Raw genomic sequence first — 23,847 nt, forward strand, 5'->3', positions numbered from 1 at the left:
GGCGGCGTCGGATTCTTTGGAAGAGAAGTAGCCGCTGCCATCGCACCGGGAGGTGCGTGACGTTGTGATCTCACTGTAGGAGGCGCGGGTCCGGAACTGCGAGCGAATTTATGACCGCTTCTGGCGCTTCCAGGGTCCGCTGACGGCGAGCATGATGCCGGGCGTCTGGATGTTGGCGTAGAGGGTCCGGCCGTCGGGCGAGAAGGTGACACCGGTGAATTCGCTGTACTCCGGCTCCTCCTCGGTCCCGATGTTGAGTTCGTTGCGCGCGATCGGGTACGTGCGTCCGCTGTCGGTGGCCCCGAACAGGTGCTGCACGCCTTCCCCGTCCTCGGCGATGACGAGGCCGCCGTACGGGGAGACGGTGATGTTGTCGGGCCCGTCGAGCGCGCCGTCCTTCGAGGGGTCGGGGTTCACGCCGAGCAGGACCTTCAGCGTGAGGGTGCGGCGCTTGGGGTCGTAGAACCAGACCTGGCCGTCGTGCTGTACGGGGCTCTCCTCGCGGGCGTAGGAGGCGACGATGTAGGCGCCGCCGTCGCCCCACCACATGCCCTCCAGCTTGCGGGCACGGGTGACCTGGCCGTCCTTGAACTGCTTGCGCACGGGGGTGGTGCGGGCGTCGCGGTCGGGGACGTCCACCCAGTCCACGCCGTAGACCGTGCCGATCTTCGTGGCGCGGGACAGGTCGTCGACGAACGTGCCGCCGGAGTCGAAGCACGTGGGTGCCTGGAGGACACCGGCGTCGTCGGCGAGCCTGCGGAACTGTCCGGGGCCGTACTCGAAGCCCCTGGGCGGAGTCCAGCGGAAGAAGAGGCCGTTGGGGCCGGCGGCGTCCTCGGTGAGGTAGGCGTGGCCGCGCTTGGGGTCGATGACGACGGCCTCGTGGTCGTAGCGGCCGAAGAACTTCAGCGGTTTGGGGCTGCGGTTGGCGCGCCGGTCGCAGGGGTCGACCTCGAAGACGTAGCCGTGGTCCTTGGTCATGCCGTTGACGCCGGCCTTGTCGGAGTTCTCCTCGCAGGTGAGCCACGTGCCCCAAGGGGTGCTGCCGCCGGCGCAGTTGGTGGAGGTGCCGGCGATGCCCACCCACTCGGCGACACGTCCGTCGGGGCGTACTTCGACGACCGTGCAGCCGCCGGCGGCGGCCAGGTCGTAGACGAGGCCCTCGGTGAGCGGCACCGGGTGCTCCCAGTTGGCGCGCGGGCCCTTCAGCTCGTGGTTGTTGACGAGCAGGGTGGTGCCGCGGGGGCCGTCGAAGGCGGCGGTGCCGTCGTGGTTGGACGGCGTGGACTCACCGGACTCCAGGGTGGTTCTGCCGCTGTAGGTGAGGATCCGGTACGTGAAGCCGGCGGGCAGGGCGAGGATGCCCTGGGGGTCGGGGACGAGCGGCCCGTAGCCGACTCCGTGCCGGACGTCCGCCGCCACGTCTCCCGCGCTGTCGGTGTCGGTGGACGCGAGGGCGTTCGGCGCCGTGGCGAGGGCGCCGACACTGCCCGCCAGCGCCACACCGGCACCGGTGATCGCGGAGTTCCTGGCGAAGTCCCTGCGGGTGAGCGACATGGTGTCTCCTGTGACGGGGGGGTGCCGTGGAGGGTGGCGGACCTTCTTCGGCAACACCGTCCCGCGCACCTGTGAACGCGAGTTGAACGCCGCCCAAAGGGGCGCCGGGAACTGCGCGACCAGCCACAACACCGCCGCACCCGCGCGACGGGATCAGCCACCCTGTTGCGATCGCGCCTTGAACGCAGCCTTCCGCGCTTCCTTCGCCACCTTCTTGTCGGGATGCAGCCGCCCCATCGCCTCCAGCACATCAGCGGTCGCGGGATGGTCGACCCGCCACACCGCCGCGAAAAACCCGCCGTGCTGCTGCGCGAGCCCCTCCACCAGCGCCCGCAGCTCCTCGGAGTTCCCCTCCGCGGCCAGTTGCGCGGCCACCGTGTCGATGGTCAGCCAGTACACCATCTCCTCGGACGGCGCGGGCACGTCCACCGCCCCGTGCTCGGTCAGCCACACGCGCGCGAGCCCGCCCAGCTCGGCGTCGTCGAGCACCTCCCGCAAGGCGGGCTCGGCCGAAGCCCCGACGAGCGACAGGGCCTGCTGACACCGCAACCGCCGCAACGGCGCCCCGGCATCCGCGCCCCGCGCCGCCGCCAGCAACTCCCGTGCCGCGGCGAGCGCTTCCCGGCGCTGAAGCCATTGCTCGGTCTCGGCCTGCGCAGCGCCCGGCGGGAAGTCCGCCGTGCCGTCGAGCAGCACGTCGGCCCCCTTGTCCGCGAGGTCTCCGACGGCCGGCGCCTCGTACCCGGCCTCCCTCAGCCGCGCGCGCATGCCGTACAGCCCGAGCGGGGTGAGCCGGACCATGCCGTACCGGGAGACGTCGGTGTCATCGACGGGCGCCGCGGGCTCCTCGTCGGCGTCGGCCATGAGCGCCTCGTCCACGGGCTGGTACGCGACGAACCCCACCGGCTCCAGCATCCGGAACTGATCGTCCAGCCGCATCATCGCGTCGGAGACCTGCTCCAGGACGTCGTTGGTGGGCTCGCCCATGTCGCTGGGCACGATCACCGAGGCGGCCAGCGCCGGCAGCGGCACCGGGGCGCCGCCCGGCGTGTCCTCACCGGCGGTCAGCAGATAGAGGTTGCCGAGCACGCCGTCGAGGAACGCGGCCTCGCCCTCGGGGTCCCAGTCGAGGGCGGAGAGGTCGACCTCGCCCTCCTCGTCCACGAGCCCGTCCAGGTCGGGCACGCTCGCGTCGGCGAGCACGGTCTCCAGGGCTGTGAGCCACACGGCGAGCACCTCCTGCGGCGAGCCACCGGTGAGCAGGGCCAGATCCTCACCGGCCCTCACGGTGCCCTCCTCCTCGTCCACGACCTCGACGAGCCCGGCGTCCACGGCGACCCGCCACGCCTCGCTCGCGTCGGCGGCGGCGTCGTCCCCGCTCAGCCCGAGCGCCTCGACGGCCGCGGGCAGCTGCTCGTCCACGAGCCCTCCCCCGGCGTCGACGCGGGTGTCCGGCCCGGCCCAGCGGGCGAGCCGGGCGGCCCGGGACAGCAACGGCGTGGACAGTGCGTCGCGCGCCAGCTCCGCTTCGGGGTGCAGCCGCACCGGTGGCAGGGGGGAGCGGTCTGACATCGGCTGTTTCTCCTAGGGCGCCTCATACGACTCAGCCGCTCAGCCTAGACGGATTTCCACCCATGCCGCCCACTTCATCTCCCCGTCAGCGGCCGTACATGGCCGAAACCTTGACAACTGACATGGACAGGCTGGAGATTGACGCGCGTAGAAGTCGGCGGACACTTGTTCACCGGACCCGCCCCACCAGGTCCACCCGTCCCCTTCCCCTACGCGCGTCACCGCACCCGCCCCACAGGTGGCGGCAGCCAGCCATTCCACACGTGTCCGCCCTCGTCCCGGCGCCCTGTCACGTCCCCGGAGGGAACCCCGTTGCCGAGCAAGTCGTCCGCGCGTCTCGCCGCGCTCACCGTCGCCGCCGCGTGCTCCGCGGCATCCACGATCGTCCTCACCGGCCCCGCGCACGCGGAGTCGGTCCGCATCCACGACATCCAGGGCAGCACCCGGATGTCCCCGTACGCCGGCCAGCAGGTCACGGACGTGGCCGGAATCGTCACCGGCATCCGGACCTACGGCTCGTCCCGCGGCTTCTGGATCCAGGACCCGAAGCCCGACGCCGACCCGGCGACCAGCGAGGGTGTCTTCGTCTTCACCGGCTCAGCCCCGAAGGGCGTGGCCGTCGGTGACTCCGTCACGGTCAGCGGCACCGTCTCCGAGTACGTCCCCGGCGGCACGGCCTCCGGCAACCAGTCGCTGACGGAGATCACCAAGCCGACCACCACGGTCGTCTCCAGCGGCAACGCGCTCCCCGCCGCCACGGCGATCACCTCGCGCTCGGTCCCCGCCGCCTACGCCCCCGCCGGCGACACGGCCGCGGGCGGCTCGGTCAACGCGCTCCCCCTCAAGCCCTCGAAGTACGCCCTGGACCACTACGAGGCGTTGGAAGGCATGTCCGTCCGGGTCACCGACACCCGTGTCGTCGGCGCCACCGACCCGTACACCGAGCTCTGGGTGACGGTGAAGCCGCACGAGAACCGCAACCGCCACGGCGGCACGGTCTACGGCTCCTACGACGCCCAGAACACGGGCCGCCTCCAGATCCAGTCCCTCGGCCCGACGGCGGACTTCCCGAAGGCGAACGTGGGCGACACCCTCACCGGCACCACCGCCGGCCCCCTGGACTACAACCAGTTCGGCGGCTACACCCTGGTCGCGAGCGAACTGGGCACCCTGAAGAGCGCGGGCCTGGAGCGCGAGACGACCCGCAGGCAGCGCTCCTCCGAACTCGCGGTCGCCACCTACAACGTCGAGAACCTCGACCCGACCGACGACACGTTCGCGGCCCACGCCTCGGCGATCGTGAACAACCTGAAGTCGCCGGACATCGTGTCGCTGGAGGAGATCCAGGACAACAACGGCGCGAAGAACGACGGCACGGTCGCCGCCGACCAGACGCTGACCAAGCTGATCGACGCGATCGTCGCGGCCGGCGGCCCGAAGTACGACTGGCGCTCGATCGACCCGGCCGACGGCACCGACGGCGGCGAGCCGGGCGGCAACATCCGCCAGGCGTTCCTGTTCAACCCGGAGCGGGTCTCCTTCGCTGACCGCGCGGGCGGCGACGCCACCACGGCCACCGGTGTGACGAAGATCCGCGGCAAGGCGCACCTGACGCTCAGCCCCGGCCGTATCGCCCCCGCCGACGAGGCCTGGAAGAGCAGCCGCAAGCCGCTGGCCGGCGAGTTCGTCTTCCGCGGCCGCTCGGTCTTCGTGATCGCCAACCACTTCAACTCCAAGGGCGGCGACCAGGGCCTGACCGCCCAGTACCAGCCGCCGTCCCGCAGCTCCGAGACCCAGCGCCACCAGCAGGCCACCCTGGTGAACGCCTTCGTCAAGGACATCCTCGACACCCAGAAGAACGCGGACGTCATCACGCTGGGCGACATCAACGACTTCGAGTTCTCGCAGACCACGAAGCTCCTGGAGGGCCGCGGCGAACTCTGGTCGGCGATCAGGTCGCTGCCCGGGAGCGAGCGTTACTCCTACGTCTACCAGGGCAACAGCCAGGTCCTCGACCAGATCCTGATCAGCCCGTCGATCCGGCGCGACTGCGACTTCGAGTACGACAGCGTGCACATCAACGCGGAGTTCCACGACCAGATCAGCGACCACGACCCGCAGATTCTGCGTTTCCGCCCGTAGTACGGCCGGTCGGGGCCGGCCGAACGCGCCGTTCGGCCGGTCCGCCCCTCACGGCGTCAGCCCGAGGACGTGGTCGTAGCGGCTGACGGAGCCGCTGGGCAGAAGACCCGGCCAGTTCTGCACACGCCTCCACTGCTCGGTCGCCGAACCGACCCCTTCCCCCGGCGCCGCCAAGGCATCGATATGCGCCTGGGCACTCTCCCACCCGGCGTAGTTGAGGACCCGGGTGCCGTCGGTGCTGAGGTGGAAGTGGGCGGAGACGCCGCCGGGGTGCGCTTCCGGTTCGCTCGCCAGGGCCTCGAACACCGCGTCGACCCAGGCGCGCTGCCGGTCCTCGTCGGGCCCCTCGAAGCGGACATCGACGATGACGACGCATCCGGGGGCGGGCGCCGCCGCGCCTTCCCGTCCGGCACTGCGATAGTGCCGGTACCGCCCGATCCCCACCCGCTCGATCCCCGGCACCGCGGCGTCGATCTCGTCGACGCGCTCCTGCCGGTGGGCTTTGCCGAACGCCTCGAAGGCCTGCTCGCTCCTCCACTGCGAGTAGTGCAGCAGAGTGTCCCCGTCGTGCCCGGCGTACACGTGGTACCCCAGCAGATCGTCGGTGGGCCAGGGCCGCCGCTCCCACGTCCGCCCGATCGCCTCGACGGCCTGCCGCTGCCGCTCGGGGGTTCCCACCCGCCAGGTGCTGAAGAAGGGGGCGCCGATACGGGGGTCGGCGGGGTCGGGGTGCTGCTCGGTTCGACGGCTCATGAACACTCCAGTCGTAGCGCCGGTCGCGAACACACCCCACCTTTCAACCTCGACCAAGCTTGAGGTCAAGAGGGGGCCGCACCCCACACGCGACCCCGTCGCTCAGTGATGCCCGTGCGCATGCCTCCACCGCAGCACCCCGACAGCCACCACGGCCCCCGCCGCCCCGGCCACCAGCACCGGCTTCGGATGCCGCATCCCAGCCTGGACGACGGACCGCACCGGACGAGGTCCCGCATGCGTCGCCCTGTCGTGCACGGTGTGCCCGGCCTGCGCGGCACTGCTCCGCAACTGCACCGTCATCGCCCCGGCCTTGTCCCGCAGATCGGCCGCCCGCGCCCGGGCACGGCCCTTCACATCCGCCTTCCCCGCCAACTGCTCCACCGTGTTGCCGAGTTCACTCCGCGTCTGCTCGATCTGCCGCCGCAGCTCATCGGGCCCCTTCGCCCCACTCGTCGCGTCCGTCATCGATGCGCCCTCTCCTTGATCTCCTCCACGTCCGCCCTGACACTGCCGAGAGTCCGCTCAGGCGTCGGCGGCGCGGCCTTCCGCAGCTGCCCCCGTCCGACAGCCGCCAGCACGGCCGCGATCACGAACAGCACCCCCGTCACGATCAGCGCGGCGGCCCACACGGGCAGCACCAGCGAGAGAGCGGCGGCACCCGTTGCGGCCAGGGCGAGAAACCCGGCGTAGGCGACGGCGCCCGCCGCCCCGAGCAGCCCGCCGCCACGGCCCGCACGCCGCCCCTTCTCCGCCAGCTCCTCCTTGGCGAGAGCCACTTCCTGCCGCATCAGCATGGAGAGCTGCTCCGTTGCCTGCCCGACGAGCTCGCCCACGGAGTGGCGCTCGTCGCGCACGGCCCGATGTTCCATGGTCCCGGTCACGGTGTTCCGCCTCCTCTCGAAGCCAGGAACACCCGGGTACCCGGACGGCCCCGCCGCTACCCCTGCGAGTCGCCCCCGGCACCACGGACGGTCGACCCCGCGGCCACCCACCGCAACAGGGCACGAGCAGATCGACCCCTACCGCCCAGCCATAAGCACCACTTAACAATATCGGGTAGCGAAATTAAGTGGAGCTACACGAAGAGGCTGCCGACACTACTCGCATGACGACACCCTTCGGCCGCACCCTCTGCGCCATGATCACTCCCCTCACCCCGTCGGGGGCCGTGGACCTCGACGGCGCCCAGCACCTCGCCACCCACCTGGTGGCCAACGGCTGTGACGGCTTGGTCCTCTCCGGCACGACGGGCGAGTCCCCCACCACCACGGACGCCGAGAAGTCGGCCCTCGTCGCTGCGGTCCGGGAGGCGGTGGGCGACCGGGCGAAGGTCCTCACCGGCATCGGCACGCCCGACACCCGCCACACCACCGAACTGGCCCGGGAGGCCGAAAAGGCGGGTGCGGACGGCCTGTTGGTGGTGTCGCCGTACTACAGCCGCCCCCCGCAGGACGCGATCGAGGCCCACTTCCGAGAGACCGCGGACGCCTCCGGACTGCCGCTCATGCTCTACGACATCCCGGCCCGCACCGGCTCCCGCGTCGAACCCGAGACGATCCTCCGCCTCGCCGAACACCCCAGGATCGTCGCGGTCAAGGACTGCTCCCACGACTTCCTGGGCGCCCAGAAGGTACTGGCCCGCACGGCCCTGGCGTACTACGCGGGATGCGACGAACACAACCTCGCGCTGTACGCCGTGGGCGGCACGGGCTACGTCAGTACGGTCGCCAACGTGATCCCGGACCATCTGCGAGCGGTCCTGGACGCGTTCGACGCGGGCGACACGGCCCGGGCGGCCCGTCTTCAGCAGCAGGCCACCCCCCTCATCGAGGCGATCATGTCGGCGGGCCTGCCGGGCTCCGTCACGGTCAAGGCGCTCCTGAACGCCCTGGCCCTCCCCGCAGGACCGGTCCGCGCCCCGCTCCGGACCGCCGGCCAGGCCACGACCGGCACCCTGCTGTCGCTCCACGCCGACCTCGCCGGGACCTGATCACCGCTCCGCGAACACCGGCTCCCACCGCCCCTTGGTGTTGTCCTCGGGAGACCGGAAGTCGCTGAGCGGGGTGGTCTTCTCGCCGCCGATGGTCACCAGCACCAACCGCTGACGGAACTCGTTGCCGTCCGGCCCGATGTCCCAGGCGACGAGCGAGTTCCCGTCCGCCCAGGCGAGCAGCTGCTGCCCGCGCACCTCGCGCTGCTTGCCGGTGCGGGCGTCGAGGACGAAGGACGACGTCTTCCACTTCCGCCCCGCGAACGCACCGGCGACGAGCTGCCCGTCCGGAGACACCCCCGCGTCGACGGACCAGTCGCGGTACTGCTCCAGCGCCGGCGCGGGAACCTCCCGGCCGGTGAAGTCGTAGAACTTCTCACCGGGCTCGGTGGGCATCCCGGACCAGACGAAACGGCCGTCGCGGGTGAACGCGAAGTCCTGACGGGAGTTGATGAACGCCTCGGGATCGTGCGCACCGCCGCCGATCTCCACCCCGGCCCAGGAGCTGCTCCCGGAAGCCACGTCGATGACATGGAACCCGGTCCGGTCCGACTGCATGAACGGGGCGTCCCAGCCCTCCGACCCGTCGATCTTCACCCGGCGGTCGGGATTCTCGCTGTACGTCGTCGCGACGAGCTTCCTGCCGTCGGTGGAGAACTCCACCCCCGCCACCGGCCGGTCGACCGGGATCCACCGCTTGACCTGTCCGCTCGCCAGGTCGAGCAGCCCGATGCGCGGCACGGGCAGGTCCCGCTCCAGCACGGCGGCGGTCGTCATCCCGGGGGCGACCGCGACGTACGACCACCGGTCGTCCTTCGCGTACTTCTTCGTCTTCGGGTTCAGCAGCCGGTACGTGCGCTGCGAAACGGCACGGTCGGCGGACTGCTCGACGATCGTGTGGGTGAAGTACGCGGCCAGCGCGACCCGCCCGGCCGCGATCACGTCGCGCGGCGGCGACTGGTCCGGGTGGGGGGTGATGCCGGTGTGCTCGACCCCGCCCGAAGGGCGTACGTCCTGCTTGCCGGAGTCCAGGACGGGCACGGCCACGACGACGGCGATCACGGCTGCGGCCGCCGCGGCGACGGTCGCGAGCCGTCGGCTGCGGCGGCGGCGGCGGACCGACAGCACCCGGTCGGCGAAGCCGGGACCCGCGGGCGGCTGCCCCTCGGCCTGGTCGCGCAGTGCGTCACGCACGAGTTCGTCGACGTTCACTGACGCACCTCCACGGGCGAGTAGTCAGGGGAGGGCCGCTGCTCGGCGGCGGCCGGGCCGAGGGTGGCCAGCTCGGGCGCGAGGGCGCGCAGCCGGGCGAGGGAACGATGGGTGGCGGACCGTACGGTGCCGACGGAGCAGCCCAGGATGCGCGCCACGTCGCCCTCGGGCAGATCCTCGAAGTAGCGCAGCACGAGCACGGTGCGCTGCCGCGCGGTCAGCCGGGCCAGTGCGCCGCGCATCACCAGACGCAGCTCGGCTGCGCCGGAGGCGTCCGGGTCGGTGCCGGTCTCCGGCGGTTCGGCGACGCTCAGTTCACGCCTCGGCCACTTCAGCCGCCAGCGGCTGACCTGCTGCCGGTAGAGGACCTGCCGGACATACGCCTCGGGTTCGTCGATGCGGTGCCAGCGGCCCGCCGCCTTGATCAGCGCGTTCTGCAGCAGGTCCTCGCCCGCGTGCCGGTCGCCGCCGCTGAGCAGGACAGCGGTCTTCAGCAGCGCGGACGACCGGTTCGCCACGAACTCCCGGAAACTCTCCTGCGCTTCGGCATCCATCGTCACCTTCGCTCTCCCCCGGGGCGAACCCTGCGTCCGCCCCCCGTACTTCCTGTGACGCGTCCGGGGGCGCCCCGCTATGCCACCTGCCGGGAACAAAACGGGACGGCCCGCACCGCAGGTGACTGCGGTGCGGGCCGTCCCGTCTTGACTGCCGGCTCAGTTCCAGGCGTACCCGTCACCGAACAGCAGCGTGTGCTCCAGCACGTCCTCCGCCGGGTCGTCGATCTGACCGACGTTGACGTTGACCAGACCGACCCGGTGGCCGTTGTGCGAGCCCGTGTTCGTCTCGTCGGCGTGCGCGGCGCCCGCCGGCAGCCAGCACACCGCCAGCGCCGCGACCACCCCGGCCAGCACGCGCCCCACGGCCCGCCCCCGCTTGTTCCTCATGTCCCGGTCCTCGTTTCGTCGGTTCGGCGTCTGATCGGACACTGCGTCCACCCGTTCATCTGCCAAAACCACCGCGAGGTCACGCCGGGTCATCCGTACGGGATCGTCGCGGGGCCGTCAGTTGTGGCTGTGCAGGATCTCGTTCAGCCCGCCCCACACCGCGTTGTTCGGCCGGGCCTCGACCGTGCCGGTGACCGAGTTGCGGCGGAAGAGGATGTTGGAGGCGCCGGACAGCTCGCGGGCCTTGATGATCTGGCCGTCGGGCATGGTGACGCGGGTGCCGGCGGTGACGTAGAGGCCGGCCTCGACGACGCACTCGTCGCCGAGCGCGATGCCCACGCCCGCCTCGGCGCCGATCAGGCAGCGCTCGCCGACGGAGATGATGACGTTGCCGCCGCCGGAGAGGGTGCCCATCGTGGAGGCGCCGCCGCCGATGTCCGAGCCGTCGCCGATCACGACACCGGCGGAGATGCGGCCCTCGACCATCGAGGTGCCGAGCGTGCCGGCGTTGAAGTTGACGAAGCCCTCGTGCATGACGGTGGTGCCCTCGGCGAGGTGGGCCCCGAGGCGCACCCGGTCGGCGTCGGCGATGCGGACGCCCTTGGGGGCCACGTAGTCGGTCATGCGGGGGAACTTGTCGACGGAGGTCACCTGGAGGTGCAGGCCCTCGGCGCGGGCGTTCAGCCGGACCTTCTCGAGGTCGTCGACGGCGACCGGGCCGAGCGAGGTCCAGGCGACGTTGGAGAGGAAGCCGAAGATGCCGTCCAGGCTCTGGCCGTGCGGCTTGACCAGGCGGTGGGAGAGCAGGTGCAGACGCAGGTAGGTGTCGTGCGCGTCGATCGGCTTCTCGTCGAGCGAGGCGATGACCGTGCGGACCGCGACCACCTCGACGCCCCGGCGGGCGTCCGGGCCGATCGCCGCGGTCGCGCCACCGCCGAGCAGCTCCGCGGCACGCTCGGCGGACAGCCGCTCGGTGCCGGACGGGCCGGGCTGGTCGGCCAGCTCGGGCGCGGGGAACCAGGTGTCGAGAACGGTGCCGTCGGCGGCGATCGTGGCGAGGCCGGCGGCCACGGCGCCGGTGGTGCGAGGAGCAGTCGTGTCGGTCATGAGGGCAACCTAACCGGCGGACGCCGATGGATGCGAACCGGTGCGGGGGCGTCTCACGGGACGGTCGGTATCCGCCCCTCGAAGATGCCTCTCAGCAGCCCGGACGCGCCCGGCCTCGGCCTCCCCCGCTGACGCCCCGCATCATTCGGGCGCCCCCGCGAGCACCCGCCCCAGCAGCTCCCGCGCGTACCCCTCGTCGTACGGCGCTCCCGTCAGCAGGACCTGGAGGCAGATACCGTCGACGACCGCCACCAGCGCACGGGCGGTGACGGGATCCGTCCGCGGTGACAGCAGCTCGGCGACCCCCTCGGCCCACTCGGCGGCGACGGGCCGCAGGGCGGGACGGCGCAGGGCGGCCAGGTACAGCTCGTACTCCAGCTCCACACCCGTGCGGTCACCGGTGAGCCACTCCCCGATCCATCCGGCGAGTTCGGCGGCCAGATCGGCCCGGGGATCCTCCAGGCCGCCGCACGAGGCGACCATCTTGGCGAAGCCCTCGTTGGTCTGCCGCAGCGCGGCGACCAGCAGTTCGTCGAGGGTGGTGAAGTGGTACGTCGTGGAGCCGAGCGGCACATCCGCCTCGGCGGCGACGCTGCGGTGGCTCAGTCCGGCGATGCCCTTCGAGCCGACGACCCGGATCGCCGCGTCGATGATCCGCTGCCGCCGCTCGGGGTCGTGGCGCCGGGGCATCAGTGAGCACCTCCCAGGTTCAGCACCACGACCCCGATGATGATCAGCGCGATGCCGGCGGCCTTGGCGACGGTCATGCCCTCCCCCAGGAACACGATCCCGATCGTGGCGATGGCGGCGGTGCCGACCCCGGCCCAGATGGCGTAGGCCGTGCCGACCGACACGGTCTTCAAGGTCTGCGCGAGCAGCCCGAAGGAGAGGACGTAGCCGAAAAGCGTGAGCAGCGAGGGCCCGATCCTGCTGAAGCCCTCGCTGTACTTCATGGCCGTGGTCGCGGCCACTTCGGCGGCGATGGCTCCGGCCAGCAGCAGATAGCCCATGTGTACGACCGTACACAACATCTGTACGCCCGTACATGTCGCGGGCCTTGATCTCGAAGAGAAACCGCTCTCACACCGCTCTCATAAAACGCGCCACAGGCGCCCCACGGGTCCACTACGGTTTCCTCCGATCACACACCGGGCCACCACAACTGCGCCGCCGTCAAGGGTGCCCCGCCGGAGGAACAGCGCATGCCAGAAGACAAGTCCCGGCCGCCCAAGGACCGCCCCTGGGAGAACGGCTGGGCCCCGGACACCACCAGGGCACCGGGGACGCGACGGCTGTGGCTGGCGGGCACGCTGGCCCTGGCCACGATCACCGCGTGCGTCACGGCCATCACCGTGATGGAGAGCGAGTCCGGCGAGCCGGAACACCGGGCGGCGGAGCCGACCACCCTCAGCAGTTCGGCCCCCGGCGGCCTGATCTCCTTCGCGACCCCGTCCGAGGACGGCACCGAGAAGCCCGGCGCGGACCGCGCCCACCCGTCCCCCACACCGACCAGCAGCGCCCCCACCGTCGCCCCGAGTCCGCAGCCCCAGAAGAAGGCCCCGAAGCCACCGAAGGCGTCCCCCGCTCCTTCGAAGCGCCCGAAGCCCCCGGCCTCCCACGGCATATCCATACGCTCGGTCAACTTCCCCGACCGCTACTGGCGGGTGCGCGACGGCTATGTGCGCCTCGACCAGATCGGTTCGGGCACCGAGCAGCGCGAGGACGCCACCTTCCAGCGCGTCAGCGGCCTCTCCGACTCCTCCTGCTACTCCTTCACCACCGCCGACGGCCGCTACCTCCGCCATCGCAGCTTCGTCCTGGTCGCGAACAGAGACGACGGCTCGTCCCTGTTCCGCAAGGACGCCACCTTCTGCCCCCGCTTCTGGTCCTCTTCGGGAACGCTCACGCTGGAGTCGGTCAACTACCCGGGCCGCTTTCTGCGCCACCGCGACTTCCAGCTCCGCCTGGAGCCCTACGAGCACAGTCACCAGTACCAGTCGGACACGTCGTTCCGGATCGTGTCCGGGCTGGACTGAGCATGCCTGAGGGCGGCACCCCGGAAGGGTGCCGCCCTCATGTGCGTCAGTGGATCTCAGACGTTGAAGCCGAGAGCGCGGAGCTGCTCACGCCCGTCGTCCGTGATCTTGTCGGGGCCCCACGGCGGCATCCAGACCCAGTTGATGCGCAGCTCGTTCACGAGGCCGTCCGTGGCGGACTTCGCCTGGTCCTCGATGACGTCCGTAAGCGGACAGGCCGCCGAGGTCAGGGTCATGTCGAGCGTCGCGATGTTCGCTTCGTCGATGTGGATGCCGTAGATCAGGCCGAGGTTGACGACGTCGATGCCCAGTTCGGGGTCGACGACGTCGTACAGCGCCTCACGGACCTCTTCTTCCGAGGCCGGCTTCATCTCAACGGTCTCGCTCATGCCGTCGTCTCCTTCTCGGCGTCGGCTCCGCCCAGTACCTGGGCCGTCGCGTCCTTCCAGGCCATCCAGCTCAGCAGGGCGCACTTCACCCGGGCCGGGTACTTGGACACCCCGGCGAACGCGACCGCGTCCTCCAGGATGTCCTCCATCGCATCGTCGGGCTCGAGCTTCCCCTTGGACTGCATCAGCTCCAGGAAGGTCTCCTGGATCTTCCGCGCGTCGGAGAGGTCCTTGCCGACGAGGAGTTCGTTCAGTACGGACGCGCTCGCCTGGCTGATCGAACAGCCCTGGCCCTCGTACGAGACGTCCTCGATCGTGGTGCCGTCGTACTTCACGCGCAGGGTGATCTCGTCACCGCACGTCGGGTTGACGTGGTGCACCTCGGCGTCGCCATCCCGCAAGCCCCGCCCGTGCGGGTTCTTGTAGTGGTCCAGGATGACTTCCTGGTACATGGAGTCCAGTTTCACCGTTCAGCACGCCCCTCAGCCGAAGAAGTTCCGTACGTGCTCCAGGCCGTCGACCAGTGCGTCGATCTCGGCCGGCGTGGAGTACAGATAGAACGACGCTCGCGTGGTCGCAGGAATTCCGTAGCGCAGGCAGACCGGCCGCGCGCAGTGGTGACCGACCCGGACCGCGATGCCCTGCTCGTCGAGAACCTGGCCCACGTCGTGCGGGTGGATGTCCCCGAGAGTGAAGGAGATCGCCGCGCCCCGCTCCTCGGCCGTGGTGGGGCCGATGATCCTGAGGTCGGGGACCTCCAGCAGCCGCTTCACCGCGTACTCGGTGAGCGCGTGCTCGTGGGCGAAGATCTTGTCCATGCCGATCGAGTTGAGGTAGTCGATCGCCGCGCCGAGCCCGACCGCCTGGGCGATCGGAGGCGTGCCCGCCTCGAACTTGTGGGGCGCCGGGGCGTACGTCGAGGAGTGCATCGACACCGTCTCGATCATCTCGCCGCCGCCCAGGAACGGAGGCAGGTCCTCCAGGAGTTCCTGCCGTCCCCACAGGACACCGATGCCGGTCGGGCCGCACATCTTGTGGCCGGTGAAGGCCACGAAGTCGGCCTGCAGGGCCTGCACGTCGAGCGGCATGTGCGGCGCGGCCTGGGAGGCGTCGATGCACACCAGCGCACCGACCTCCTGGGCACGGCGCACGATCGCCTCGACGGGGTTCTGGGTGCCGAGGATGTTGGAGACCAGCACGAAGGAGACGATCTTCGTCTTCTCCGTGATGACCTCGTCGATGTTCGACAGGTCGAGGCGGCCGTCGTCGGTCAGGCCGAACCACTTCAGCTTCGCGCCCGTGCGCTGCGCGAGCAGCTGCCACGGCACGATGTTGGAGTGGTGCTCCATCTCCGTGATGACGATCTCGGTGTCGGAGTCCACGCGGTAGGGCTCGTCGGCCCAGCCCAGCATGTTCGCCACGAGGTTGAGCGACTCGGAGGCGTTCTTGGTGAAGATCACCTCGTCGCGCGAGGGCGCGTTGATGAACTCCGCGACCTTGTCGCGCGCGCCCTCGTACAGCGCCGTGGCCTCCTCGGCGAGCACATGCACACCGCGGTGGACGTTGGCGTTGTAGCGCTCGTAGTACTCACTGAGTGCGTCCAGCACCTGGCGCGGCTTCTGGCTGGTCGCCGCGTTGTCCAGGTACACGAGCTTCCGGCCGTCGTGGACCTGGCGGTCCAGGATGGGGAAGTCCTTTCGGATCGCCTCTGTGTCGAGGAGGCCCGGCAGCAATGTCACGCGGATGCGCCACCCTTCGAGTCGACTCCGTCGTGCTTCGCATAGGCCTCGTAGCCCTCGTTCTCCAGCTTGTCGGCGAGCTCGGCGCCGCCGGACTCGACGATCCGGCCGCCGGAGAAGACGTGCACGTGGTCGGGCTTGATGTAGCGGAGGATGCGCGTGTAGTGCGTGATCAGCAGGGTGCCGACCTCGCCCGTCTCGCGGACGCGGTTCACACCCTCCGACACGACGCGCAGCGCGTCGACGTCCAGGCCGGAGTCGGTCTCGTCGAGGACCGCGATCTTCGGCTTGAGCAGCTCCAGCTGGAGGATCTCGTGGCGCTTCTTCTCACCGCCGGAGAAGCCCTCGTTGACGTTGCGCTCGGCGAAGGACGGGTCGATGTTGAGGCGCTGCATGGCCTCCTTGACCTCCTTCACCCAGGTGCGCAGCTTGGGGGCCTCGCCGCGGACGGCGGTGGCGGAGGTGCGCAGGAAGTTCGACACGGAGACGCCCGGGACCTCGACCGGGTACTGCATGGCGAGGAAGAGGCCGGCGCGGGCGCGCTCGTCGACGGACATCTCCAGGACGTCCTCACCGTCGAGGGTGACGGTGCCGCCGGTGATCGTGTACTTCGGGTGACCGGCGAGGGAGTAGGCGAGGGTCGACTTGCCCGAGCCGTTGGGGCCCATGATGGCGTGCGTCTCGCCCTGCTTCACGGTGAGGTCGACGCCCTTGAGGATCTCCTTCGTGGAGTTGTCGGCCTCGACGGTGACGTGCAGGTCTCGGATTTCAAGCGTTGCCATGGGTGCCTCAGGACTCCTGGGTGAGGGAGACGAGCACGTCGTCCCCATCGATCTTTACGGGGTAAACGGGGACGGGGCGCGTCGCCGGAAGGGCGTCGGGCTTGCCGGAACGGAGGTCGAAGCGCGAGCCGTGCAGCCAGCACTCGATGTGACAGTCGTCGACCTCGCCCTCCGACAGGGAGACGTTCGCGTGCGAGCAGATGTCGTGGATCGCGAACACCTCGCCCTCGGTCTGCACGATGGACACGGGCGTGCCGTCGAGTTCCACCCGCTTCGGGGTGTCCTCCTCCAGCTCGCCCACTCCACAGGCGCGTACGAAGGTCATGCGACCGCCGCCTCCAGCTCCTCCTCGATCTTGGCGATCAGGCGCTCCTCGATGTCGGGAAGGCCGATCTGCTGGACCAGCTCGGCGAAGAAGCCGCGGACCACCAGTCGGCGGGCCTCCTGCTCCGGGATGCCGCGGGCCATCAGGTAGAAGAGCTGCTCGTCGTCGAAGCGGCCGGTCGCCGAGGCGTGGCCGGCGCCGACGATCTCGCCGGTCTCGATCTCGAGGTTCGGTACGGAGTCCACCCGCGCCCCGTCCGTGAGGACCAGGTTGCGGTTCATCTCGTACGTGTCGGTGCCCTCGGCCTTGGCCTCGATGAGCACGTCACCGATCCACACCGCGTGCGCGTCGTCGCCCTGGAGCGCGCCCTTGTAGACGACGTTCGACTTGCAGTGCGGGACGTTGTGGTCGACCAGGAGGCGGTGCTCCTGGTGCTGGCCCGCGTCGGTCAGGTACAGGCCGAACAGCTCGGCCTCGCCGCCGGGGCCGGCGTACCGCACGCGCGGGTGCAGCCGGACGACGTCGCCGCCGAAGGTGACGACGACGGACTTGAAGGAGGCGTCGCGGCCGACGAGCGCGTTGTGCTGGGCGACGTGGACGGCCTTGTCGTCCCAGTCCTGGACGCAGACGACGGTGAGCTTGGCGCCGTCGCCCAGGAGGTAGTCGACGTTGGCGGCGAGCACCGCGTCACCGGTGTGGTCGATGACCACGACGGCCTCGGCGAAGGCGCCCAGCTCGATCACCTGGTGGCCGAAGGCGGTGCCGCCCTCGCCGTGCACCGCGATGCGGATGGGCTCGGTGAGGACGGTCTCCTTGGGGACGGTCACGACCGAGGCCTTCTCGAAGGCCGAGTAGGCCTGGGCGGCGACGCGGTCCACCGGGGTACCGGCCTTGCCGAGCCGCGCGTCGTCGCGGCCGACGGCCTCGACGGTGACGCCCTCGGGGGCCTGGACCTCGACCTTGACGCCGTTGCCGGTGGCGACGGCGGTGCCGTCGTGCAGGCCGCGCAGGCGCTCCAGCGGGGTGAACCGCCACTCCTCCTCGCGGCCGTGCGGGACGGGGAAGTCCGCCACGTCGAAGGAGGGGGGCGCGCTCATGCGCGTGGCGACGGTCGACTCGGCCGCGACGGCGATCGAGCCGGCGGTGGTGGAGCCCACCGGGATGTTCTGGGCCTCAGCCATGGCTGTCGTAGTGCTCTCTTTCCTGAGTGGGACGTCTGCTGTCGAGGGGGCGGGTCAGCCGACCGCGCCCTCCATCTGCAGCTCGATCAGCCGGTTGAGCTCCAGCGCGTACTCCATGGGGAGCTCCTTGGCGATGGGCTCGACGAAGCCGCGCACGATCATCGCCATCGCCTCGAACTCGGAGAGGCCGCGGCTCATCAGGTAGAAGAGCTGGTCCTCGGAGACCTTGGAGACGGTCGCCTCGTGACCCATGGACACGTCGTCCTCGCGGACGTCCACGTAGGGGTAGGTGTCCGAGCGGGAGATGGTGTCGACGAGCAGCGCGTCGCACAGCACGTTGGACTTCGAGCCGTGGGCACCCTCGCCGATCTCCACGAGACCGCGGTAGGAGGTGCGGCCGCCGCCGCGCGCCACGGACTTCGAGACGATGTTGGACGACGTGTTCGGCGCCATGTGGACCATCTTGGAGCCGGCGTCCTGGTGCTGGCCCTCGCCGGCGAAGGCGATGGACAGGGTCTCGCCCTTGGCGTGCTCGCCCATGAGGTAGACGGCCGGGTACTTCATCGTCACCTTGGAGCCGATGTTGCCGTCGATCCACTCCATGGTCGCGCCCTCGTAGGCGACGGCGCGCTTGGTGACCAGGTTGTAGACGTTGTTCGACCAGTTCTGGATGGTCGTGTAACGGCAGCGGGCGTTCTTCTTGACGATGATCTCGACGACCGCGGAGTGCAGCGAGTCCGACTTGTAGATCGGGGCGGTACAGCCCTCGACGTAGTGCACGTAGGCACCCTCGTCGACGATGATCAGGGTCCGCTCGAACTGGCCCATGTTCTCCGTGTTGATACGGAAGTAGGCCTGGAGCGGGATCTCGACGTGCACGCCCGGCGGCACGTAGATGAAGGAGCCGCCCGACCACACGGCGGAGTTCAGCGACGCGAACTTGTTGTCGCCGACGGGGATGACGGTCCCGAAGTACTCCTTGAAGAGCTCCGGGTGCTCCTTCAGCGCGGTGTCGGTGTCGAGGAAGATGACGCCCTGCTCCTCCAGGTCCTCGCGGATCTGGTGGTAGACGACCTCCGACTCGTACTGCGCGGCGACACCGGCCACGAGGCGCTGCTTCTCCGCCTCGGGGATGCCGAGCTTGTCGTACGTGTTCTTGATGTCCTCGGGCAGGTCCTCCCAGGACTCCGCCTGCTTCTCCGTGGAGCGCACGAAGTACTTGATGTTGTCGAAGTCGATGCCCGAGAGGTCCGAGCCCCAGTTCGGCATGGGCTTCTTCTCGAACAGGCGCAGGCCCTTGAGGCGGAGCTTGGTCATCCACTCCGGCTCGCTCTTCTTGGAGGAGATGTCCCGGACGACGTCCTCGTTGATGCCGCGCTTGGCAGAGGCGCCGGCCGTGTCGGAGTCGGCCCAGCCGTACTCGTACTTGCCCAGGCCCTCGAGCTCGGGGTGGGCAGTCTCCGTGGGGAGAGTCATGCGGGGTTCCTCCCGGCCGTGCTTGCAGATGCGTTGTGGGAAATCTTGGGGATGAACGTCGTGCAGACGCCGTCGCCGTGCGCGATGGTGGCGAGCCGCTGTACGTGCGTACCGAGCAGCTCGGCGAAAAATTCCGTCTCCGCCTCGCACAGTTGCGGGAACTGCTCGGCGACGTGGGCGACCGGGCAGTGGTGCTGACAGAGCTGCTCACCCTGCTGCGGGTGGGGCGCGCTGCGCGCCGTAGCAGCGTACCCGTCGGCACTCAGGGCCTTGGCCAGCGCTTCGGTGCGCTTCTCGGGCGCGGCGGTCTCGACCGCCTGGCGGTAGGCGCCCGCCTGCGCCGCGATCCTGGCGCGGGCGAAGGCGGCGATCGCCTCGTTGCCGCCCTCGCGGTCGGCGATCCAGCGCAGGGCGTCCGTCGCGAGCTTGTCGTAGGACTGGTCGAAGGCGTCCCGGCCGCAGTCCGTCAGGGCGAACACCTTGGCCGGCCGGCCGCGGGTCCGCGCGCCGTACACCCGCTGCTCGCGCGCCTCCACGACACCGTCGCCCGTGAGGGCGTCGAGGTGCCGGCGCACGGCCGCCTGGGTGAGGCCCAGCCGCTCGGCGAGCTCGGCGACGGTGGAGGGGCCGTGGTCCAGGATGGACCGCGCGACCCGGTTGCGGGTGGACCGCTCCCCGGTCGCCAGCTCCTCGTGAGGTGCCTCGCCGACGTTTTTCACAACGCCATTGTTGCGTAATTCCTCCGGACCGGGCAAGCCGCGCATGCCGCACGTCACGGTGCCCTGCGTCACTTAGGTATACCTAATCTGACCTGCGAAAACGATCTCTGATCGATCAAAGAGGTGGCATGCGGCAGCCGCTTCGGGGACACTCCGGAACCATGCCCACACCGCCTCCGACCGGCCCTCTTGTCACCCGCGAGACCCTCCGGACACAGCTCGCCGAGCTCGGTGTACGCCCCGGCGAGACCCTCCTCGTGCACTCCTCGCTCAGCTCCCTCGGCTGGGTCAACGGCGGCGCCGTCGCGGTGGTGGAAGGACTGCTCGACGCGCTCGGCCAGAAGGGCACGCTCGTGGTCCCCACCCAGACCGGCGACCTCTCCGACCCGGCCCTGTGGAGCAAGCCGCCCGTGCCCCCGCAATGGTGGGCGGCCATCCGCGCCACCATGCCCGCCTACGACCCGCGGATCACTCCCGCCCGCGGGGTCGGCGTCGTCCCGGAGACCGTGCGCACCTGGCCCGGCGCACTGCGCAGCGCGCATCCGCAGACCTCGTTCGCGGCGCTCGGCCCGCAGGCGGCCGCGGTGCTCGACGGGCACGCGCCCGACTGCCGGCTCGGTGAGCGCAGCCCGCTGGCGAAGCTGGAGGCGATGGGCGCCCGGGTGCTGCTGCTCGGCGCCGGCTACGCCTCCTGCACGAGCTTCCACCTCGCCGAGTACCGGATACCGTCCCCGCGCGTCGCCGTGGGCCGGCCGGGTTCCGAGGGCTGGGAGACCGTGACCGAGGTGTCGATCAGCTCGGACCGTTTCGACGAGCTGGGCTACGACTTCGAACGGGACCGGCCCGTCGTCCGCGGCAAGGTGGGCGCGGCCGAGGCGCGGCTGTTCCCGGTGGCGGACGCGGTGGCCTACGCCGAGCAGTGGCTGGCGGTGCACCGGCCCCGGGACGACGAGTTCCCGCACCCGCCGCTCTGAGCCGCGGCGCACGTACCTAGACTCTGGACCCATGCGAAGTGAGCCCGTGGTCCAGGTCCAGGCCCTGGTGAAGCGGTACGGCACGAAGACCGCGGTGGACGGGCTCGACCTGGTGGCCCGGGCGGGTGTGACCGCCGTGCTCGGCCCCAACGGGGCGGGCAAGACGACCACGGTCGAGACCTGCGAGGGGTACCGGAAGCCGGACTCCGGCACGGTGCGCGTCCTGGGCCTCGACCCGGTGAGAAACTCCGGTGACCTGCGGCCCCGCATCGGCGTGATGCTCCAGTCCGGCGGCGTCTACTCGGGCTCCCGGGCCGACGAGATGCTCCGCCACGTGGCCAGGCTGCACGCGCACCCCCTCGACGTGGACGCGCTGATCGAGCGGCTGGGGCTCGGTTCGTGCGGCCGTACGACGTACCGGCGGCTCTCCGGCGGGCAGCAGCAGCGGCTCGCGCTGGCCATGGCCGTGGTCGGGCGGCCGGAGCTGGTCTTCCTCGACGAGCCGACCGCCGGGCTCGACCCGCAGGCCCGCCGCGCCACCTGGGACCTCGTCCGGGACCTGCGCGAGGACGGTGTCTCGGTGATCCTCACCACCCACTACATGGACGAGGCCGAGCAGCTCGCCGACGACGTCGCGATCATCGACGCGGGCCGGGTCATCGCCCAGGGCTCCCCGGAGGAGCTGTGCCGCGGCGGCGCGGAGAACACGCTCCGCTTCTCGGGCCGACCGGGCCTGGACGTCGGCTCGCTGCTCAAGGCCCTGCCCGCCGACTGCTCGGCCGCCGAGCTGACGCCGGGCTCGTACCGGATCACCGGCAAGGTCGACCCGCAGCTCCTGGCGACGGTCACCTCCTGGTGCGCCCAGCACGGCGTGATGCCGGAGAAGATCTCGGTGGAGCGGCACACCCTCGAGGACGTGTTCTTGGAGATGACCGGCAAGGAGTTGCGCTCGTGACCGCCACCGGTACGGGGATGTACACGCCTAAGCCCGGCGCGGCGCCCCTCCCCCGCATGATCGCGGCCCAGGCCGTGCTCGAGACGAAGATGCTGCTGCGCAACGGCGAGCAGCTGCTGCTGACCGTCGTCATCCCGACCCTGCTCCTGGTGCTCTTCAGCACCGTGGACATCGTCGACACGGGTGCCGGCGAGGCGGTCGACTTCCTCGCACCCGGCATCCTCGCGCTCGCGGTGATGTCGACCGCGTTCACCGGCCAGGCCATCGCCACCGGCTTCGAGCGCCGCTACGGCGTGCTGAAGCGGCTGGCCTCCTCACCTCTGCCCCGCTGGGGCCTGATGACGGCGAAGACGCTGTCGGTCCTGGTCACCGAGGTGCTCCAGGTGATCCTGCTGACGGCGATCGCCTTCGCGCTCGGCTGGTCGCCGCAGGGCAGCCCGGTCGCCGTGCTGCTGCTCCTGATCCTCGGCACGGCGGCCTTCTCGGGCCTGGGCCTGCTGATGGCGGGGACGCTGAAGGCCGAGGCGACGCTGGCCGCGGCCAACCTGGTGTTCCTGCTGCTGCTCGTCGGCGGCGGGGTCATCGTGCCGCTCGACAAGTTCCCCTCCGGCGCCCAGGACGTGCTCGGTCTGCTGCCGATCTCGGCGCTGTCCGACGGGCTGCGGGACGTGCTCCAGCACGGCGCCGGGATGCCCTGGGGCGATCTGGGGATCCTGGCCGTCTGGGCGGTCGCGGGGCTGGCGGCGGCCGGGAAGTTCTTCCGCTGGGAGTAGGGAAGGTGCCCTGCGGCGGACCCTCGTGAAAGCGTGCACAAGCCGCGGCCTACGATGGTCGGCGTGCCAAACGTGACTCGCGCCGACGCCAAGGCCGCCCTGCGCAATCCGCTCGCCTTCATCGCCGGGCGCTGGACCCCGCAACCCCGGACGGTCCAGCGCGCGGCCCTCTCCGCGCTCCTGATGTCGGTGATCATCGTCGTGACCGGCGGTGCCGTACGGCTGACCGGCTCGGGCCTGGGCTGCCCGACCTGGCCCAAGTGCACCGAGGACTCGCTCACCGCCACCAGCGCGATGGGCTTCCACGGCGCCATCGAGTTCGGCAACCGCATGCTGGCGTACGTGCTGAGCGCCGCCGTCGGCTGGGCGATCATCGCCGCGCGCTCGCAGAAGCCGCACCGTCGCAGCCTGACCCGGCTGGGCTGGGTGCAGTTCTGGATCGTGATGCTCAACGCGGTGCTCGGCGGCATCGTGGTGCTGGTCGGCCTCAACCCGTACACGGTCGCGGCGCACTTCGTGGCGACGTCCGCGCTCATCGCGGTGGCCACGGTGATGTGGCAGCGCACCCGTGAGGGCGACGCGGCACCGCGCTTCCTGGTCGGCAAGGCCGTGCGGCAGCTGGTGTGGTTCCTGGTCGTGGCGGCCGCCCTGCTCATCCTGGTCGGCACGGTCGTCACCGGCGCGGGTCCGCACGCGGGCGACTCCAGCGAGGTCGAGCGGATGCCGGTCGACTGGGAGACGGTGAGCAAGCTGCACGCCGTGCTGGCGTGGATCGTGGTCACGCTGACGTTCGCCCTGTGGTTCGTCCTCAAGGCGGTCGACGCGCCCAAGAATCCGCTGAACCGCACCCGCGAGCTGTTCCTGATCCTGCTCGCGCAGGGCGTCATCGGCTACGTCCAGTACTTCACGGACCTGCCCGAGGTCCTGGTCGGCCTGCACATGCTGGGATCGGCCGTGATGTGGATCTGGGTGTTGCGGGTGGCGCTGTCGCTGCGCGAGCGGGCGGATGCCGCGGCCGACCTGCCCGGCCCCACGGCCGAGGAAGCCACCCTGACCAAGGCCTGAGGCCTGTCGTTCGGGTCAGGCCGCAGACGCGGGGCCTGACCGAAGGAACAGGCCCTAGGTGTATTGACCCGCAGCGTTGTTGACGCGGGTGATGGGTGGCTGGCCTGCGAGTGCGGTGTGGCAGCGGTGGTGGTTGTAGGTGTGGAGGAAGTC

General features: G+C 70.5%; 26 protein-coding genes and 1 pseudogene. 7 read left to right on the forward strand and 20 right to left on the reverse strand.

Annotated features, from left to right (window positions below; all coding sequences use genetic code 11):
- Positions 1 to 108 precede the first annotated feature (108 nt).
- Both IO24_RS0136410 and IO24_RS0136415 read right to left on the reverse strand, forming a co-directional pair.
- Positions 109 to 1,557 (reverse strand): alkaline phosphatase PhoX, encoded by a 1,449-nt coding sequence (locus tag IO24_RS0136410; protein ID WP_031143544.1) that lies wholly within the window; start codon positions 1,555 to 1,557, stop codon positions 109 to 111.
- A 153-nt stretch (positions 1,558 to 1,710) separates the two neighbouring features.
- Positions 1,711 to 3,129, reverse strand: a complete 1,419-nt coding sequence (locus IO24_RS0136415) for a hypothetical protein (RefSeq protein ID WP_031143546.1) — start codon at positions 3,127 to 3,129, stop codon at positions 1,711 to 1,713.
- Between the two features lie 312 nt (positions 3,130 to 3,441).
- Here IO24_RS0136415 and IO24_RS0136420 point away from each other — a divergent pair, with 312 nt between their 5' ends.
- Entirely contained in the window at positions 3,442 to 5,271 is a 1,830-nt protein-coding gene (locus tag IO24_RS0136420) for an endonuclease/exonuclease/phosphatase family protein (RefSeq protein ID WP_031143549.1), read from the forward strand.
- A 48-nt stretch (positions 5,272 to 5,319) separates the two neighbouring features.
- Here IO24_RS0136420 and IO24_RS0136425 read toward each other — a convergent pair whose 3' ends face one another.
- From IO24_RS0136425 to IO24_RS0136435, 3 genes are all read right to left on the reverse strand, one after another.
- Positions 5,320 to 6,024 (reverse strand): antibiotic biosynthesis monooxygenase, encoded by a 705-nt coding sequence (locus IO24_RS0136425; protein ID WP_031143551.1) that lies wholly within the window; start codon positions 6,022 to 6,024, stop codon positions 5,320 to 5,322.
- Between the two features lie 102 nt (positions 6,025 to 6,126).
- Entirely contained in the window at positions 6,127 to 6,492 is a 366-nt protein-coding gene (locus IO24_RS0136430; protein WP_031143552.1) for a DUF3618 domain-containing protein, read from the reverse strand.
- Positions 6,489 to 6,908 (reverse strand): phage holin family protein, encoded by a 420-nt coding sequence (locus tag IO24_RS0136435; RefSeq protein ID WP_031143554.1) that lies wholly within the window; start codon positions 6,906 to 6,908, stop codon positions 6,489 to 6,491. Before IO24_RS0136435 ends, IO24_RS0136430 begins: the two co-directional genes overlap by 4 nt.
- 224 nt (positions 6,909 to 7,132) lie before the next feature.
- On the opposite strand from IO24_RS0136435, the gene dapA reads away from it, so the two are divergent.
- Positions 7,133 to 8,017 carry a 4-hydroxy-tetrahydrodipicolinate synthase gene (gene dapA, locus IO24_RS0136440; RefSeq protein WP_031143557.1) on the forward strand — a complete coding sequence of 295 codons (885 nt, stop codon included), beginning with the start codon at positions 7,133 to 7,135 and terminating at the stop codon, positions 8,015 to 8,017.
- Here the strand turns inward: dapA and IO24_RS0136445 are convergent, their stop codons facing one another.
- The 6 genes from IO24_RS0136445 to IO24_RS0136470 form a co-directional block, all read right to left on the reverse strand.
- Complete coding sequence (locus IO24_RS0136445) at positions 8,018 to 9,229, reverse strand: WD40 repeat domain-containing protein (RefSeq protein WP_031143558.1); 1,212 nt, start codon at positions 9,227 to 9,229, stop codon at positions 8,018 to 8,020. It abuts the gene before it with no gap.
- Positions 9,226 to 9,783, reverse strand: coding sequence for a SigE family RNA polymerase sigma factor (locus IO24_RS0136450; RefSeq protein WP_031143560.1), 558 nt, complete (start codon positions 9,781 to 9,783; stop codon positions 9,226 to 9,228). The genes IO24_RS0136445 and IO24_RS0136450 overlap by 4 nt, the downstream gene beginning before the upstream one ends.
- 159 nt (positions 9,784 to 9,942) lie before the next feature.
- Entirely contained in the window at positions 9,943 to 10,173 is a 231-nt protein-coding gene (locus tag IO24_RS0136455; RefSeq protein WP_031143562.1) for a hypothetical protein, read from the reverse strand.
- A gap of 117 nt (positions 10,174 to 10,290) precedes the next feature.
- Entirely contained in the window at positions 10,291 to 11,280 is a 990-nt protein-coding gene (dapD, locus tag IO24_RS0136460; protein WP_031143564.1) for a 2,3,4,5-tetrahydropyridine-2,6-dicarboxylate N-succinyltransferase, read from the reverse strand.
- 141 nt (positions 11,281 to 11,421) lie between these two features.
- Complete coding sequence (locus tag IO24_RS0136465) at positions 11,422 to 11,970, reverse strand: TetR/AcrR family transcriptional regulator (protein WP_031143566.1); 549 nt, start codon at positions 11,968 to 11,970, stop codon at positions 11,422 to 11,424.
- Positions 11,970 to 12,290, reverse strand: coding sequence for a DMT family transporter (locus tag IO24_RS0136470; protein ID WP_031143568.1), 321 nt, complete (start codon positions 12,288 to 12,290; stop codon positions 11,970 to 11,972). Before IO24_RS0136470 ends, IO24_RS0136465 begins: the two co-directional genes overlap by 1 nt.
- A 192-nt stretch (positions 12,291 to 12,482) precedes the next feature.
- On the opposite strand from IO24_RS0136470, the gene IO24_RS0136475 reads away from it, so the two are divergent.
- On the forward strand, positions 12,483 to 13,316 hold the full coding sequence (locus tag IO24_RS0136475; RefSeq protein ID WP_031143570.1) for an AbfB domain-containing protein: 834 nt from the start codon (positions 12,483 to 12,485) through the stop codon (positions 13,314 to 13,316).
- Positions 13,317 to 13,372: 56 nt separating this feature from the next.
- Here IO24_RS0136475 and IO24_RS0136480 read toward each other — a convergent pair whose 3' ends face one another.
- Genes IO24_RS0136480 through IO24_RS0136515 form a run of 8 tightly spaced genes read right to left on the reverse strand, consistent with a single transcriptional unit; the run spans position 13,373 to position 19,927 of the window.
- Entirely contained in the window at positions 13,373 to 13,705 is a 333-nt protein-coding gene (locus IO24_RS0136480; protein WP_031143572.1) for a metal-sulfur cluster assembly factor, read from the reverse strand.
- The gene (gene sufU, locus IO24_RS0136485; RefSeq protein ID WP_031143574.1) at positions 13,702 to 14,172 is read right to left on the reverse strand and encodes a Fe-S cluster assembly sulfur transfer protein SufU; all 471 of its coding nucleotides are present in this window, start codon (positions 14,170 to 14,172) and stop codon (positions 13,702 to 13,704) included. Before sufU ends, IO24_RS0136480 begins: the two co-directional genes overlap by 4 nt.
- Before the next feature lie 15 nt (positions 14,173 to 14,187).
- A complete protein-coding gene (locus IO24_RS0136490) occupies positions 14,188 to 15,444 on the reverse strand; it encodes a cysteine desulfurase (protein ID WP_031143576.1) in 1,257 nt (418 codons plus the stop codon).
- Positions 15,441 to 16,226, reverse strand: coding sequence for a Fe-S cluster assembly ATPase SufC (gene sufC / locus IO24_RS0136495; RefSeq protein WP_031143578.1), 786 nt, complete (start codon positions 16,224 to 16,226; stop codon positions 15,441 to 15,443). The genes IO24_RS0136490 and sufC overlap by 4 nt, the downstream gene beginning before the upstream one ends.
- A gap of 7 nt (positions 16,227 to 16,233) precedes the next feature.
- Positions 16,234 to 16,551, reverse strand: coding sequence for a non-heme iron oxygenase ferredoxin subunit (locus tag IO24_RS0136500; protein ID WP_031143580.1), 318 nt, complete (start codon positions 16,549 to 16,551; stop codon positions 16,234 to 16,236).
- Positions 16,548 to 17,732 carry a Fe-S cluster assembly protein SufD gene (gene sufD / locus IO24_RS0136505; RefSeq protein WP_031143582.1) on the reverse strand — a complete coding sequence of 395 codons (1,185 nt, stop codon included), beginning with the start codon at positions 17,730 to 17,732 and terminating at the stop codon, positions 16,548 to 16,550. The genes IO24_RS0136500 and sufD overlap by 4 nt, the downstream gene beginning before the upstream one ends.
- A 54-nt stretch (positions 17,733 to 17,786) precedes the next feature.
- A complete protein-coding gene (gene sufB / locus IO24_RS0136510; protein ID WP_031143583.1) occupies positions 17,787 to 19,208 on the reverse strand; it encodes a Fe-S cluster assembly protein SufB in 1,422 nt (473 codons plus the stop codon).
- Positions 19,205 to 19,927 (reverse strand): helix-turn-helix transcriptional regulator, encoded by a 723-nt coding sequence (locus tag IO24_RS0136515; RefSeq protein ID WP_031143584.1) that lies wholly within the window; start codon positions 19,925 to 19,927, stop codon positions 19,205 to 19,207. The genes sufB and IO24_RS0136515 overlap by 4 nt, the downstream gene beginning before the upstream one ends.
- 161 nt (positions 19,928 to 20,088) lie before the next feature.
- Between IO24_RS0136515 and IO24_RS0136520 the strand changes: the two genes are divergently transcribed.
- The 4 genes from IO24_RS0136520 to IO24_RS0136535 are packed head-to-tail and all read left to right on the forward strand — an operon-like array spanning position 20,089 to position 23,694.
- Positions 20,089 to 20,901 carry an AAC(3) family N-acetyltransferase gene (locus tag IO24_RS0136520; RefSeq protein ID WP_031143586.1) on the forward strand — a complete coding sequence of 271 codons (813 nt, stop codon included), beginning with the start codon at positions 20,089 to 20,091 and terminating at the stop codon, positions 20,899 to 20,901.
- Positions 20,902 to 20,932: 31 nt separating this feature from the next.
- Positions 20,933 to 21,856, forward strand: coding sequence for an ABC transporter ATP-binding protein (locus tag IO24_RS0136525; protein WP_078899514.1), 924 nt, complete (start codon positions 20,933 to 20,935; stop codon positions 21,854 to 21,856).
- A 17-nt stretch (positions 21,857 to 21,873) separates the two neighbouring features.
- Positions 21,874 to 22,629, forward strand: coding sequence for an ABC transporter permease (locus IO24_RS0136530; RefSeq protein ID WP_031143590.1), 756 nt, complete (start codon positions 21,874 to 21,876; stop codon positions 22,627 to 22,629).
- A 54-nt stretch (positions 22,630 to 22,683) separates the two neighbouring features.
- Positions 22,684 to 23,694 carry a COX15/CtaA family protein gene (locus IO24_RS0136535; RefSeq protein WP_031143592.1) on the forward strand — a complete coding sequence of 337 codons (1,011 nt, stop codon included), beginning with the start codon at positions 22,684 to 22,686 and terminating at the stop codon, positions 23,692 to 23,694.
- 54 nt (positions 23,695 to 23,748) lie between these two features.
- On the opposite strand, the pseudogene IO24_RS44785 reads toward IO24_RS0136535, so the two are convergent.
- Positions 23,749 to 23,847, reverse strand: a pseudogene (locus IO24_RS44785) (IS481 family transposase); the annotation flags it as partial.

It is taken from the genome of Streptomyces flavovariabilis, from assembly GCF_000725785.1.
GTDB lineage: Bacteria > Actinomycetota > Actinomycetes > Streptomycetales > Streptomycetaceae > Streptomyces > Streptomyces hawaiiensis.